The 15,386-nt window shown below is 41.7% G+C and carries 12 protein-coding genes and 1 pseudogene; 6 read left to right on the forward strand and 7 right to left on the reverse strand.

From position 1 onward, the window contains the following. Window positions 1-6: 6 nt before the first annotated feature. Both J7E52_RS10590 and J7E52_RS10595 read right to left on the reverse strand, forming a co-directional pair. Window positions 7-567 carry a 3D domain-containing protein gene (locus J7E52_RS10590; RefSeq protein ID WP_214745767.1) on the reverse strand — a complete coding sequence of 187 codons (561 nt, stop codon included), beginning with the start codon at window positions 565-567 and terminating at the stop codon, window positions 7-9. A gap of 659 nt (window positions 568-1,226) precedes the next feature. Further along, window positions 1,227-2,291, reverse strand: coding sequence for a M20 family metallopeptidase (locus J7E52_RS10595; RefSeq protein WP_214745770.1), 1,065 nt, complete (start codon window positions 2,289-2,291; stop codon window positions 1,227-1,229). Window positions 2,292-2,455: 164 nt separating this feature from the next. On the opposite strand from J7E52_RS10595, the gene J7E52_RS10600 reads away from it, so the two are divergent. Then, window positions 2,456-2,962, forward strand: coding sequence for a general stress protein (locus tag J7E52_RS10600; RefSeq protein ID WP_063595257.1), 507 nt, complete (start codon window positions 2,456-2,458; stop codon window positions 2,960-2,962). 49 nt (window positions 2,963-3,011) lie between these two features. Here the strand turns inward: J7E52_RS10600 and J7E52_RS27605 are convergent, their stop codons facing one another. From J7E52_RS27605 to J7E52_RS10615, 4 genes and pseudogenes are all read right to left on the reverse strand, one after another. After that, the gene (locus tag J7E52_RS27605; RefSeq protein ID WP_483861534.1) at window positions 3,012-3,959 is read right to left on the reverse strand and encodes a methyl-accepting chemotaxis protein; all 948 of its coding nucleotides are present in this window, start codon (window positions 3,957-3,959) and stop codon (window positions 3,012-3,014) included. A 24-nt stretch (window positions 3,960-3,983) separates the two neighbouring features. Next, window positions 3,984-5,006, reverse strand: a pseudogene (locus J7E52_RS27610) (HAMP domain-containing protein); the annotation flags it as partial. Window positions 5,007-5,199: 193 nt separating this feature from the next. Further along, a complete protein-coding gene (locus tag J7E52_RS10610) occupies window positions 5,200-6,672 on the reverse strand; it encodes a PH domain-containing protein (RefSeq protein ID WP_214745775.1) in 1,473 nt (490 codons plus the stop codon). Beyond that, the gene (locus J7E52_RS10615; protein WP_034305830.1) at window positions 6,672-7,166 is read right to left on the reverse strand and encodes a PH domain-containing protein; all 495 of its coding nucleotides are present in this window, start codon (window positions 7,164-7,166) and stop codon (window positions 6,672-6,674) included. The genes J7E52_RS10610 and J7E52_RS10615 overlap by 1 nt, the downstream gene beginning before the upstream one ends. 235 nt (window positions 7,167-7,401) lie before the next feature. Between J7E52_RS10615 and dacB the strand changes: the two genes are divergently transcribed. The 3 genes from dacB to bluB all read left to right on the forward strand — a co-directional run bounded on the left by dacB (window position 7,402) and on the right by bluB (window position 10,627). Further along, complete coding sequence (gene dacB, locus J7E52_RS10620) at window positions 7,402-8,892, forward strand: D-alanyl-D-alanine carboxypeptidase/D-alanyl-D-alanine endopeptidase (RefSeq protein WP_286197648.1); 1,491 nt, start codon at window positions 7,402-7,404, stop codon at window positions 8,890-8,892. A 383-nt stretch (window positions 8,893-9,275) separates the two neighbouring features. Next, entirely contained in the window at window positions 9,276-9,881 is a 606-nt protein-coding gene (locus J7E52_RS10625) for a uridine kinase family protein (RefSeq protein ID WP_214745777.1), read from the forward strand. A 104-nt stretch (window positions 9,882-9,985) separates the two neighbouring features. Next, window positions 9,986-10,627 carry a 5,6-dimethylbenzimidazole synthase gene (gene bluB, locus J7E52_RS10630; protein WP_214745780.1) on the forward strand — a complete coding sequence of 214 codons (642 nt, stop codon included), beginning with the start codon at window positions 9,986-9,988 and terminating at the stop codon, window positions 10,625-10,627. Between the two features lie 129 nt (window positions 10,628-10,756). Here the strand turns inward: bluB and rpoN are convergent, their stop codons facing one another. Further along, the gene (gene rpoN, locus J7E52_RS10635) at window positions 10,757-12,118 is read right to left on the reverse strand and encodes an RNA polymerase factor sigma-54 (RefSeq protein WP_214745783.1); all 1,362 of its coding nucleotides are present in this window, start codon (window positions 12,116-12,118) and stop codon (window positions 10,757-10,759) included. A gap of 381 nt (window positions 12,119-12,499) precedes the next feature. Between rpoN and J7E52_RS10640 the strand changes: the two genes are divergently transcribed. Together J7E52_RS10640 and J7E52_RS10645 are read left to right on the forward strand one after the other, a co-directional pair. Continuing rightward, window positions 12,500-13,825 carry an aminotransferase family protein gene (locus J7E52_RS10640; protein WP_214745786.1) on the forward strand — a complete coding sequence of 442 codons (1,326 nt, stop codon included), beginning with the start codon at window positions 12,500-12,502 and terminating at the stop codon, window positions 13,823-13,825. An 18-nt stretch (window positions 13,826-13,843) separates the two neighbouring features. Next, window positions 13,844-15,277 (forward strand): aldehyde dehydrogenase family protein, encoded by a 1,434-nt coding sequence (locus J7E52_RS10645; protein ID WP_214746334.1) that lies wholly within the window; start codon window positions 13,844-13,846, stop codon window positions 15,275-15,277. Window positions 15,278-15,386 lie beyond the last annotated feature (109 nt).

The following is a 15,386-nucleotide window of genomic DNA, read 5'->3' on the forward strand; positions in this document are numbered from 1 at the left end:
CATTAATTATTTATAGATTTTTACTTTAACGGTTTTTCTGCCCCAATTGATAGCTTTTGAGTGAGAAGAGTAGAAGACGTCAATTTTATTTCCTTTGATTGCGCCGCCTTTATCTGCCGCAATGGCATCCCCGTATCCTTCTACATGAACTTTTGTTCCTAGTGGAATGACCTTAGGGTCGACTGAGATGGCTTTTACGTTAGGGTTTTTCTTTAAGTTAAGACCCGATGCTGTAATACCGCTGCAACCTTTACAGTTCGCTGTGTAAGCTGTTGCCTTCACCGTGATCGTTTTATATTTCTTGGATGATGTCGTTTTAGCTTTAGCTTTAGGTTTAGCAGAGGTAGATGTTTTCTTGACCTTTAATACTTGTTTTGGGTGGATGTTATCTTTTTTCAGGTTGTTCCAACTTTTGAGTTGATTGACTGTTATATTATGTTTATTGGCGATACCCCATAGTGTGTCGCCGCTTTTAACTTTGTATGTAGTAGTAGCAGCCGATGAAACTCCGGAAAAACTAAATACCAAAAAGAAAGCAGTGAATAGTGGAAGTAGTATTTTTTTCAAAATGAATAGTCTCCTTTGTTTTAAATCGTAGACTTAGAATAACAGGTCTTTATGACAATAATGTTTCGGTGGAATAGTAATTGTGTTACAAAAAGGTTTCCCTTGATAAATAAATGTAATATAAACTAGGATAAAAGTACTTATCTATTAAATGTAAATATATTATTTATTATGTCAGTATAAGCGTATTTTTGTTAAATGGTGTTGGTATAATGGCGTATCCTGTTTAATGAGGTAAAATGTGGATATGCATTCCCTAGTTTTATAGTCCTGTATATTTTGTAAAAAAACAACGGGAATAATAGACGGTTGAATGCCGTTTATTTTAGTAGGAGAGGATATTCGGAACATGAAAAAGCCCGCATCTATGTGATGCCGGCTCAAACTGTAGACAAACTCGGTGAAAATCGAGTTTGTCTACAGTTTTTTTGAGAGTTTGTAAAAATTCGAACGTTGATTTCCACTCCAGGCACTTGCTTTCCGCGGGCGGTCCGGGAGCCTCCTCGGCGCCTTTGCGCCTGTGGGGTCTCCCTTGAACGCGCTTTTCCCGCAGGAGTCTCGCACCTTCCGTTCCAATCAACTGTGTTTTATAATTGAATTCCTTTTGTCTACAAACTGATCCGACATCTATGTGATGCCGGCTTTTTTCATGCTTTGGATTAATGTAAAACAAATTCAGAAGCGAAATCGACTAGCATTTTTTGATAGACTGCTACCGATTCAAGATTGACGCATTCCCTATCTCCATGCCAGTTCTCACCTTTTGGTCCGAATTCAATCGCTGGGATATCATATGCCGCAAAAAAGACGGTATCTGCGGAGCCGTGCTGTCCAAAAATGACAGCGTCTTGCTTGGTGTTTCTTTCGATAATCGGACGGAGCAGAGTGATGAAGGGGTCTGTCTCTTCGGTTTTTACAGGTTTACTGTACATATTAAGGTGGACATTATTTCCTGTCACACTTTCGATCTGAGCAATGATATCTTCCATTGTTTGCGTCGGGAGATAACGGATATCAAGACTAAGCAAACAGGCATCCGGTACCTTATTATAGACCTCCCCGCCTTTTATTTTTGCTAGGTTAAGTGAAGGGGAAGAGTATAGGGGAGTATGATCCCGGGTGAAAGGAAGATCCTTTATTTTTTGATAGAGATCATAGGCCTTTTCAATTGCATTCACGCCTTCCCATGGACGGCTTCCGTGTGCCGATTTGCCGGACACTTCAATATCGAGGCGAAGGGCACCCTTTGCCTGGAGCCCGATTCCCAATTGCGTCGGTTCAGCACAGATTACAAAGTCCCCTCTATAACCATGTTTCGCTAAATATCCGGAACAGTTCAACCCGCCGATTTCTTCATCCGATACGATCTGAAGCTGGATTTTCAAACCTAAGTCCTTATCTTTCAGTTCGGTAAATGCACACATCATCCCTGCAACTCCTGCTTTCATATCAGCTGTCCCGCGTCCATATAAGTTTCCTTCATGAACCTCAGGGAAAAATTGATCCGGCGTCCCGCTGACAACATCGACATGGCCATTCCAAATTAGGGTTTTATCTCCGCTGCCAATCTCGCTAACAAGCATTTTATAACCGTTATTTACGATCACATTCACGGTAAGTCCTTGTTCTTTAAGCCAGTCCGCACAGTAATCAACTGCTTGGTTAGCTCCTTCTTTCGATGAACTGTCGATAGATACTAAATCTTTAAGTAACTCGATGAGCAAAAAGAAAACCTCCTAAAAATATGCATACTATTATTATATATACCCTTTCTGAGTAAAGGTTAACTCAAAAAATATTTTCCCGTTAAATAACGTTTAGCCTTTTCATCCTCTGGGGTATGTAAAGGGGGAGCGACAATTTACATTCTTTAAGGAGGATGATAGATATGGATAAACGTATAATTGGTGTATATGAAACTGGAGAAGAAGCCATAAAGGCTGTTGAGTCATTACAAGCCCAAGGATATAATCGTGAGGATATTTCAGTGGTAGCTAAAGATAAAGAAGAATTAAATGCAGTGAATGAAGAAACGGGTACAAAAGTTGAAGAGGGGCTCGCAGCTGGTGCGGCGACCGGAGGTATTTTGGGCGGTGCAGCAGGATTATTAGCAGGTGTGGGTGCTTTGGCAATTCCGGGAATCGGACCGGTACTGGCAGCTGGACCGCTTGCTGCAACATTAGCCGGAGCGGCTGTAGGTGCTGGTACAGGAGGATTGGCCGGTACATTAATCGGTATGGGCATACCTGAAGACGAGGCGAATCGTTATGAAGCGGATGTAAAGAGTGGCAAGCTGCTTGTGTTAGTCGATTCGGATGCGCGAAAATCCAGTTCTTCTTACTCAGGAATAACTGAAACCGATGCAACGCTAACGAACGGTAGAAGAACTCTATAAGTCGTAAGTTAAAAAAGGACGGATCCCTCAGGACCCGTCTTTTTTTTGATTAGAATGTGAATTTCTTTATTTCTTTGTGCATTTCCTGGGATAGGGCATCCAATTCACTAGCCAGGGCATTTAATTGTTCCATGGAAGCATTCGTTTGTTCTACGGAAGCAGATACTTCTTCAGTTCCTGCTGCAGTTTCCTGACTGATCGAATTTAATTTTTCTGCATTGCTTGCCATCCGTGTGACCTCGTTTACCATATCGTTCATCATCTTTTTTATTTCGTCAAAATTGCTGAATGTGTTTGCGATAATGGACGCAATGTGACTGAAGGCATTTTCCGTATCCGTTACGGAATTATCCTGAAGATGGATTTTTTGATTGACTAGATCAATCAAATGAACGGTATTGGTTGTATCGGTTTGCATGGCTTGAATGATTTCAGAGATTTCTTTCAGTGAGTTTTCCGTCTGTTCGGCCAATTTCTTCACTTCATCGGCAACGACTGCAAACCCTTTTCCGTGCTCACCAGCCCTGGCTGCTTCGATGGCAGCATTCAGAGCGAGTAAATTCGTTTGTCCTGCAATCCCGCTTATGGTCTTTACGATCGCACTAATATCATTGGACCGTGCATCCAAAGATTTCACTGCCGTACTCATCTTATTGGATATCAGGGACGTTTCATTGAATTGTTGTTTTAGGCCCTGCACTTGAGTGATTCCGTTTTCGGAAGCCTTGAACATATTTTCGGATTCCGTGGCCATTTTACCCGTTTGCGCCTCAAGATCATTGATTTTGTCAGCCAATAGCTTTACGGCCAATTCGTTATTCTGCCCAACTTCGATTTGGTCTATGGCACCGGCCGCTATTTGTTCCATCGTCATGGCCACCTCGTTAGCTGCCGCTGAATTCTCATCTGCACTAGCCACTAGCGTCATGGAGGAATCCGATACTTTATCGGAAAGGTTGTTGACAACCCCTAACATATGACTCATATTCCTGGTCATTAAGCTGGTGTCTTCTGCAAGTTGGCCTATCTCATCTTTCCTGGAAATGGAATTCCTGGATGTGAAATCGCCGTCAGCCATTTTCCGTATGGATTCCTGCAGCTTTTTAATCGGATTCGTTAAAGAACGGGTGATGAAGATGGCAGATAGTGCAGTGATAGTAAAGACGATCAACATTGTGATGATATTATCGATTATCATCGGGCTTGCACGGACTTTCACTTCATTTTCATCCATTACCCCTGCTATTCTCCATCCGGTTGTAGGGTTGGTGGCGTATCCGACAATCCGGCTTTGCCCTTCATATTCCTCGATCATCGATCCGGAATCACTTTTCATTTTTTTGAAAATATTTTCCTTTGATATATCCTGTTGAATTTTTTCCTTGTCTGGATGTGTAACGAATGACCCTTTCTTATCCAGTAAAACCGTATAGCCCGTTTCGCCGAATTTCGTTTGATTGACCATCGTGATCAATGTATCGATCGAGATGTCGACACCGAGCACGCCTATTAATTCATCACGATCATCATATATGGCTTTTGCTGCCGTGATGACAAGTGTATTCGTCGCCTGATCTGTATAAGGTTCCGTCCAAATGGTTTTGTTTTTTTGTTTCAATGCGGATTGATACCAATCCCTTTGTCTTGGATCGAAGTCAGCCGGCAATTCAGCTTTTGGGAATATCAATGTTTTCCCAACTTTCTCCGTGCCAAGGTATAAACCATTTATTTCAGAACTGCTTGACTGTGTATGGGAAAACTCATCCATAATGGATTCCGGATTCTTGTCATAAGTGCTCATGATAGGATACTTACCGATCCTATCCAATTGACTTTCCGTTTTTTGAAAGAAGATTTCAAAAGAATCGTTCATTGACTTGACTTGCTCTTCCGTCGTTCCGGTAAGTTCCTGGGTGGTCAACTCGATACTATTTTTATAGCTCATATAAGAGATGGCCATTCCGCTTAACATGATCAAAGCTAAAAAAGGAATCAATATTTGTTTTTTTAGCGAATTAAAATACCAGTCTGTCAGTCTTTTCATATGTACAATTCTCCTTATGTACCTCAAGTTAATTTAGGCTTCTATAGATATTTCGGCCTGCTTTGACTTTTTTGAAGTTTCAAGTTAGAAAATTCCCAATATTAATTCTGAGGTGAGTGGAAGACATATATTCAAGGTATAGAGGATAAAAAAAGAGTTGACTGCCATCGTCAACTCTTTCATTCATTGATAACTATTCGACTTGGATATTTTTTGTCCTGTCCATATACCATGCGTAAAACTCGTCAGCATATTCAACGGATACATCCTGGAGCTTTGTATGGTGTACAGGCTTGGATCGGTTGATCGTTTCAATTGAGGCAAGCCCGAAAAGCTTTTGCAGCTTCGAACGTTCCACCTCAATTTGAATGACCTTGCTTCTTTTGGTAATGAATATTGATGTTTCCAAACTTCCGGATTTGAACTGAATGAACTCATCATTTAACAAGTAACGGCTATTTTTGTAATCCATTATTCTCAATGTATAAATGAGGACGAGCAGAATCAGCGAAATATACCATAAGGAAGGTTTGAAATAATAGAGCGCCAATGTTGTGAGAATCCAGAAAAAGCTGGGCCGCAGCATTCGGATTTTGAAGGCCTGTTTCGATAGTGACTTCATTGACCGTTCCACTTTGTAAGCTGGTAAAATCTCTTCTACCATCCCATATGCCCGTTCAATTGATAAAAAAGGATAGAGGGTGTTCGTTTCCAGCTCTTCATCACCCGTGCTTCCTGCACTGATCAGTTTCACTTCTGCCAACCCTAGCAATCTTTTAATGATTGATTGGGTGATTTCGACTGCTTGTACTTTTTCTTTCTGAATGGAAAAAGCAGATTCATCCAGTACGCCCTTCTTGATATATATACGCTCGTGATCGGATGAAATTTCATATTTTCCATATTTAACGAATGTGGAAACGATTCCGAAGGCAGCGGCGACACATACGAGGCCAGCAATAACGATGGTGATGATCCACCATGTATCCAATAGCTTGGCAAGGAACCCTTCGGCGTTCTCCAAGTCGATAAAATCATCGAGTGTATTATATAACGTAGCCAATATCGGGATAAGAGCCAGGAAGCTGAGTGATGTAAAGGAAGCTTTCAGCACATCTTGTTTGCTTGGCGTGAAATGAATCGTTTTTTCATTGGTTGGTTCCATATCCTCAGCTATTCGTTCTTCGGGAATATCCACTTCGATAACTGGAAGTTCCTGTTTTGAAGCATATTCCCCCTCAAGCCGTTCAGCCTCTTTTCGGGAAAGCATCTCGAAAGGTACGCTACCCTGATCACCAGTCATCCCCGTTTCGAATGTTAAAGAGGTCAATCTGAAAATCTTATGAAATAACGTCGTGCGCTGCTGAACATTCTGAACCTTATGAAGCGGGACAGTTCGATACGATTTCGAGACAAGCCCTGAAGTAATATATATGGTACCTTCTTTGATTTGGTATTTATATGTATACCATTTAACGATGACAGAAATGACTTTCCAAATCAGATAAACTAGAAAGCCGATTTGGAGTACCTTCATATACATCTTTTCAGAACCGAAATTCAGGACATAAAGCATGATTATGAAAAATACATTTCCTTTCAGCAATTTCCAATATTCGAAAGGGATTTTGAAAGGGTGTAATCGTTTTGATTGTTCTTCCATCATTAATCCACTTCCTTAATTTTTGCGAAATGGGCAATTTTATCTCGTAATTCATACGCCTCTTTCTCGGGGATGGCTGGTATGTCATGAGAGTCGCCCATTGTTCCGATGCTTAGGGAATAAAGGTTGTATTTTCGCAAAAACGGTCCTTGGTTCAATTTGACGGATTGAACCTTCGTCATCGGAATGAGTTCATGCGTTTCACTCCAGGCTCCACGTTTTGTTTGAATGAATTCTTCGTTCACGTCGTAACGCCAATACTTTTGCAACAGTATCGGTTCAATGAAGATGGACCAGATAGCATGGAAAAAAGATAATACGATAAGTCCGTTTAAAATCCATCCAATCCATTCTTTCCAAGTGAAATAATCATCAACAAATAATAGGATGCCAAGGACGGCGAGGATAATGAGATTGGTAATGGCTTCAGTCATCCGCCACACCTTCACTGATTCTTTGGATATTTTCTTCGTTGGTGGCTGTATCTTGGAATACATATATTCACTCCTTACTATGTCTTTATACTTATACGGATTATCTTGCAAAAAAGTTCCCTATTATAAGATTATGTAAAGAAATTATGTAGCCGCATCCCATGGAGTGGCGGCCGAATAATCCTGCCGTTTCCTGAGTATGTATTAATAAGGAACTATCTAGTGGATCTTTTCTTTTTATATGACCATAAAATGGACAAGATAGAAGTGGTGAGTTTTTAGAGTGGGAGTGATAGGTTTGACGTATAAAAGGAAGTTGAGTTTTATATTCTTCCTGTTTTTGATTTGTTTTTTTGATGGAGAATCGATGCAGGCTGCGAATGATGATGGAAACCTAGGGCAGGAAATTCAACGAATATTGGAGTATTCGCCAGGATTGGCTGGGGCGTTGACGGGAATTTCCATCCGTTCAGCTGAAACGGGGGAAATGATTTATGAACGGGGGTCGCAAACGAGATTGCGGCCTGCTTCGAATCTTAAGCTTTTGACTGCAGCAGCTGCGCTGGAAACTTTAGGGGAAGATCATACTTTTCAAACGGAATTACACATAAAAGGAGTGCAGGTTGGCCAGGTTCTGCAGGGCAATGTATACCTGAAGGGAAAAGGAGATCCCACATTATTGGAAAAGGATTTTGATGAGCTGGCAGCTTCACTGAAGCACAGGCAAGTTAAGCTGGTTCACGGGGATCTTATAGGCGATGATTCTTGGTATGATGATGTTCGTTATTCCCAAGACTTAGTTTGGAGCGATGAACAGGAATATTACGGTGCAGCCGTTTCGGCTTTAACCGCTTCCCCGAATGAAGATTACGATACCGGTACCATCATCGTGGGGATAACCCCTGGGGAAAAGGCTGGTAAGAGGGCAACGGTGAAGCTGGAGCCGGAAACCGATTACGTGAAGGTCATCAACAAAACGAAAACTGTATCGTCAGACGCTAATAACAAAATTGAAGTCGAACGGTCTCATGGAACACATGTCATTACCGTGACCGGGACCATTCCGGAGCATTCCGGTGTGACCAAAGAGTGGATTTCGGTGGAAGATCCCACAGGATATGCGCTGAGCCTATTTGAAAAATCAATGAAGAAACATGGAATTAAAGTGTTGGGAAAAAGGAAAAAAGGGAAAACGCCAGCAGGAGCGGACATGATTGCCACTCATCAGTCCATGCCGCTTTCACAACTGCTTATTCCTTTCATGAAAATGAGCAATAACGGCCATGCCGAGGTTTTAGTGAAAGAAATGGGCAAAGAGGCAGAAGGGGAGGGAAGCTGGAAGGATGGTTTGAAGGTTGCTCGAAATCAGCTGAAGAGTATGGGTCTCGATATGCAAACGATCATGATGCGTGATGGATCTGGCATTTCCCAAGTCAATATGATTCCAGCGAATGAACTAACGAAGCTGCTGTATGCCGTTCAGGAAAAAACGTGGTTTCCTGCTTACTTGAATGCTTTGCCGATTGCAGGCAACGAAAATCGGATGGTGGGCGGTACGCTTAGAAAAAGGATGAAAGGGACACCTGCAGCTGGTAATGTTCGCGCGAAAACAGGGACGATTTCAGGAACGAGCTCCTTATCAGGTTATGTGACGACTAAAAGAGGGGAAAAAATCATATTTTCAATTATCTTCAATAATATTGTAGAAGAAAAGGGCATTACGGCAATTCAGGATAAGATAGCCGTAATGCTCGCAAAACAGGAAAACCTATTGGGAAGTGGCCATTAGTATCCATGAAGTTCAGGATCTGCGAGAAACAGGCCGGCATCTGCCAAATCATTTTCTTGGGAAAATCCGAATTGAAGAATACAGCCGATAAGCATCAAATATGGTGCTTGTCATATTAGTTTCCTAAACGAATTTAAGTGGGAAGTCCGTAATCCAAGAGGGGTAATCCTTGTCCAGCTTACTTCTGTTCAAAGAATCTTAAACGTTTTTCTTAAGTGAAGAACATGATCTCTTATTTGTTTGAATCCATGTCCATATCGAAAATGGCGGCAAATTGGATGTTAGTCAATATCAGCACCTTCTTCTTAGTATTTTCATTTTATCCTCTCAAGGAAGGAATTTAAGGGTGGATGAATAGAAATAAGTAGTATAGGAGGATGCTTATGAACTTTCCAACACTTAATGGACAGTATACGATTAGCAGTCTTATAGCTGAAATTCACGAAATTTCCAAAGAACGATCTCTCTATATATTGGCCATAGATGGCCGGGGCGGGTCTGGGAAAAGTACACTCGCTTCCCGTATCCAAGCAGAATGTCCAGGCAGCGCGGTCGTTCATATGGATGATTTTTATTTGCCATCATCGAATAGGGTTCAACTGCCTCCATCCCAAAAGCAGATTGGTGCGGATTATGATTGGGAACGGGTTTTTAACCAAATCCTAAAACCGCTTACAGAGGGGAAAGAAGCGAGATATCAAAGGTATGATTGGGAAACGGACACTATGGCCGAATGGCATGGGCTTCCTGCTGAAGGCCTTGTCATTATAGAAGGAACGTATTCTATCCGTAGGGAATTGGCAGGATGCCATGATTTCACGATTTGGGTGGAATGTCCCCGTGATCAGCGTTTGAAACGTGGCCTTGAGCGGGATGGTGAAGATGCGCGTCAAATGTGGGAGGATAATTGGATGGTTCATGAAGATCTCTATGTGGGCGCTCAATGGCCTCAAGAAAGAGCGAATCTTGTTGTGGACGGAACGAGCTGAATCTTGGTATAGCTGGAGCTCGCTTTTAATTGTAAGGGTTTACCTATAAAATATATTGTATGTTTAGATAAATTTCCGGGAAGCCGGAAACATGGGGGGAAACTATGTTTACTAATGAAGAACAAGCTGCCGTATATAAAGCCATTTATAACCGAAGGGATATCAGGAGCTTTTTGCCTAAGCCCATTTCAAAGGATATACTCCGCAGAATTTTGGATGCTGCACATCATGCGCCGTCTGTAGGATTCATGCAGCCTTGGAGTTTCATCGTGATTTCGTCTCAGGAAACCAAGAACAGTTTGGCATGGGCAGCGGATAAAGAAAGAAGGGCACTCGCTATTCATTATGAGGGAGGTAAAGAAAATAAGTTTCTAAGTTTGAAAGTGGAAGGGTTAAAAGAAGCACCGTACACCATTTGTATTACATGCGACCCGACACGGGGAGGCTCCCATGTTTTAGGGAGGAACTCCATTCCGGAAACCGATATCCTATCCACGGCCTGCGCGATTCAAAATATGTGGCTGGCTGCCTGTGCGGAAGGATTGGCAATGGGGTGGGTAAGCTTTTATAAGAAAAATGATATTCGTGATATTTTGGAAATTCCGCCGCATATAGAACCCGTTGCACTCTTGTCGATTGGCTATACAGATCAATATCCGGATAAACCTATTCTTGAACTTGCTAATTGGGAAAAAAGAAGGCCGATGGATGAACTTATTTTCGAGGATAAATGGGGTAATAAATAAATCGATATAATAAGATTAAACCCCTGGTTTTTGTTGTGACGAAATGATTTATTAAAGCAGAGAAAATATAGAAGACTCTTACGAAAGATACATCTTTTGAAAGAGTCTTTTTAAAAATTTGGTTTGATTTTAAAATCTGCGCCGTTTTGAAGATCCCGGTATACCGAGATCTTCACGGTATTTTGCAATAGTACGGCGGGAGATCTTCGTCCCTTCATTTTCGAATATTTGACAAAGTTTCTGATCTGAAAAAGGCTTTACCTTATCTTCATCGGCAATCAATACCTTTATTTTTTCTTTGATGGTGGTCGTTGATTCGGTTGCTTGGCTGTTCATGCGGTGTAACCCTCTAGTAAAGAAGTTCCTTAGTTTAAAGAGGCCATGCGGTGTCTGGATATATTTATTGCTCGTGGCCCTGCTGATTGTTGATTCATGAAGCTGAAGTTTTTCCGAAATGTCTTTCAGTGTCATAGGTTTTAATCCCGTAATTCCCTTCATGAAAAACTCTTGCTGCTCGTCCACGATTGACGCTGTCACTTTGTAAAGTGTCATTTGCCTTTGTTCGAGTCCTTTTAAAAGTAATTGGGCATCATTTATATGCCCTTTTATATAATCTTTAGCTGGATTAACAGAATTCATAGCAACGTGGTTCTTGTAGTAAGGATTGATGGAAAGTTTAGGTGTGAAGCTATCGTTGACCGTTATCAAAAACCCTTCTTTATCTTTTTCCACGTAAACGTCCGGAACGATGTAATGAGTCATCTCATTGGAAAAGTGACTGACGGGACGCGGGTTTAACGTACGGATGAAATCCGAGGCCTCTTGTACTTCCTGAACGGTCACTTGGTAAAGGCCGGCAATTTTCCTGTAGCGTTTTTCCGCTAAATCCGTTAAGTGCTTTTTAACGATTTTATACGCCAATTCAGTGCAATCCTCATGCTCACGCAGCTGAATGAGTAAACAGTCGGTCAGATCTTTAGCCCCGACTCCAATGGGGTCAAGGGACTGCAATACTTGAATCATATTTTCGATATCTTCCACGGACACGGAAAGATGTGCGGCAGCCCAATTGGCATCCAATTCAAGAAATCCATATTCATTTAAGTTCCCAATCAAGAATTGGAGAATTCTCTTTTCAAATGCTTTCAACGAACTTAGTAAACTAATTTGTTCCAGTAAATGGCTTTCAAGTGTTTCTGTGTTGATTGAATAATTGTTGATAGGGTTGTAATCATTGTCTCCGTTGAAACTTTTACTTTTAGAGGACCGTATCTGAGAATTTATTTTATGTGTATGAATGCTAGATTCAGAAAGTGATGCGAGGGGTTCTTTAAAGCTGATTTCGAGAACGGGATTTTCGTAAGCCTGTCGGTTCAGGAAATCTATCAGTTCATGGGTGGAATATTGAAGGATATTGATCGATTGCTGTAATTCAGGGGTTAATGACAATTTCATGGTTTGTTTTTGGTATAGTTCAAATCCTACCTGCATATATATCAACTTCTTTCGTTTAAATTAACATGGCGGCTCAAAAGGTGTGAAAAAATATTAACATGATAATAATACAAATCTTCGGAAAATTCAACATTGTGTGTCAGGTTTTGTAACATCAAATAGAAAATAAAGAGGGGGATTCGAAAAAATGCTTGTAAATTAGTATTTAATTCAATGAATGGAAGTTGAGTGATTCATATACGAATCAAATGATTTATATGTGAATCAGCACAACCTCCTAGTGATTCATTCATGAATCACTTTAACTTGAATACCTTTAATATAAGGCTCATATAATTTGGCATGCATCTTGCTATGTCTATATATATAAAAAACTAGCTTGAAAAAAATCCATTACATGAGAAGGGTGTTTTTTACATGATTAAAGAGACAACGGGTATTCAGGAATTAATCGATTTGGATAAAAAGCATTTTATTCATCCGACTACGGCAATCGAACAACAGCAGGCAGATGGTCCAAGTTTCATCTTTAAGGAAGGAAAGGGAATATATCTTACGGATGTCACGGGCAGGACTGTCATTGATGGCATGGCTTCACTTTGGAATGTGAATATTGGACATGGACAAGAAGAGATGGCTGATGTCGCGAAGGAACAAATGGCGAAGTTAGCTTTCACCTCAAGTTTCGCCACTTTCAGCAACGAGCCGGCAATCCGGTTGGCGGCCAAAATCGCTTCCATCGCGCCTGGGGATTTGAATGCAGTATTCTTCACTTCAGGTGGATCGGAGTCGAATGACACGGCCATCAAGCTTGCTCGTCATTACTGGCTTTTGAAAGGGCAGCCTAATCGTCAAAAAATCATTTCCCGCTCGAAATCCTATCATGGAGTGGCAATGGGAGCCACGAGTGCGACTGGCCTGAAGCCGTTCCGAGACTTCACGAATTCAATCGCACCGGATTTTTACCATGTGGACGGTTCCTCCATTGAGGAGTTGCGTAAGGTCATAGAACAGGAAGGACCGGAAACGATTGCGGCATTTATCGCTGAACCGATTCAAGGGGCCGGTGGCGTGAATCTTCCTCCTGAAGGCTATTTTAAGGAAGTAAGGGAGATTTGTAATGAATACGGCATTTTAATGGTGACGGATGAAGTCATTACAGGTTTCGGAAGAACAGGGACTTATTTTGGGATTGAACACTTTGGTGTTGTACCTGATATGATGTGCTTTGCAAAAGGTGTAACAAGCGGATATGCACAATTAGGCGGGGTCGTCCTGAATGATAAGATGCATCAGGATTTCATTGCCCTTTCCAAAGGCACGCTTTTACACGGCTACACATACAGTGGCCATCCTATGGCATGTGCGGTTGCTTTGAAAAATATTGAAATCATTGAACGTGAAAACCTGATAGAAAACTCGAAACAGCGTGGTGAAGACTTGCTTGCCGGCTTTAAGAAGCTTCAAAGCAAACATCCGATTGTTGGTGATGTCAGGGCACTTGGACTCATTGGAGGCATCTCCATCGTAAAGGACAAACAAACAGGCGAAGGCTTTGAGACACCGCTTGCTCCAAGACTGGTTGCTGAAGCGGCGAAGAATGGTTTGATTTGCCGGTCTGTTACGTTTGATCAGGATACACTCGTATTCGCACCGCCTTTAATCATTACTAAATCGGAAGTCGAAAGAATGATTGAAATCCTTGATGAGACATTTACTGCTGTAGAAAAAGAAATTTTATAAGAGGTGAAAGTGATGGTCATGACGGAAACGCTGAAAAAGAAATTATACATTAATGGTAAATGGCAAGAAGCTGAAAAGTTCACGACACTAAAGTCCCCTTATAGCGGGGAAGTTCTAGCGGAGATTCCTTCGGCAAGCCTTGAAGATGTCGAGTTGGCAATAGAATCAGCCTATCAAGCTAGAAAAACAATGGCAGCTTTACCTAGTCATAAACGTGCTGCCATACTTGAAAAGCTTGCAAGCCTTTTGGAAAGCCGGAAAGATGAGGCAGCTGAAATAATTGCTAAAGAGGCAGCGAAACCGATTAAAACGGCAATGGTTGAAGTATCCCGGACGATTGCCACATATAAATTTGCAGCAGAGGAAGCAAAACGGATTCATGGAGAGACTTTGACGATGGATGCTACAGCTGACGGAGAAGGAAGAATAGGATACACAGTCCGTGAGCCTCTAGGTGTCGTGGGTGCGATTACGCCTTTTAATTTTCCGATGAACCTGGTTGCCCATAAAGTAGGCCCGGCGATTGCTGCCGGAAATACACTTGTCCTTAAGCCTGCAAGCCAAACACCGCTATCTTCGCTATTTCTTGCTGAACTATTAGCCGAAACGGATTTGCCGGCAGGTGCGTTTAATTTAGTTACCGGAAGCGGTTCGGTAATCGGTGATAAATTAGTCACCGATTCACGGGTGAAGAGCATTTCATTTACTGGAAGTCCGGCTGTCGGAATCGGAATCCGTAATAAGGCCGGGTTAAAGAAAGTGAGTCTTGAACTAGGTTCGAATGCAGCTGTCATCGTTGATAAAGGGATCAATATTGATAAAATCATCCAACGCTGTGTATCGGCAGCATTCGCTTTTCAAGGGCAGGTCTGTATTTCCTTACAGCGTGCATATGTTCATGAAGAGGTATATGATGAGTTCGTCAAAAAATTCACAGAAGCAACGAATGGCTTGAAACTTGGAGATTCTTTGGACCCGTCGGTGGATATTTCGGCATTGATCAGCGCTGGTGATGTACAGCGAAGCCTGGATTGGATCGATGAGGCTAAACAGCACGGTGCGATTGTTGCAGCAGGTGGTAAATCTGAAGGAAATATCCTGCATCCAACTGTGTTGCTGGAAGTGGATGCAATGCTTAAGGTATCTTGTCAGGAAGTCTTCGCTCCAATTGTTTTGATCAATAAGGTTTCTTCCGTTGAGGAAGCCATTGACTTGGTCAATGATTCCGAATTCGGATTGCAGGCCGGCATTTACACAGAAAATATCAATCTGGCTCTTTCTGCAGCAGAAAAATTGGAAGTCGGCGGTGTAATCATTAATGATATCCCAACTTACCGTGTCGACAACATGCCATATGGCGGAGTCAAAAAAAGCGGGACTGGCCGCGAAGGGTTGAAATATGCCATTGAAGAAATGACGGAAATGAAATTGGTCATTATTAACCGGAATTAATCAGAAAAGAGATGAGCAGCTGCTCATCTCTTTTTTCTATGAAACTTGAAAGAGTTTGGCCCATGAGTTATGCAAAAATGAATAGGTAATTCACGATTGAATTTAAATG

It is taken from the genome of Bacillus sp. ISL-34 (genome assembly GCF_018613325.1).
In the GTDB taxonomy this organism is placed as follows: domain Bacteria; phylum Bacillota; class Bacilli; order Bacillales; family DSM-1321; genus Peribacillus.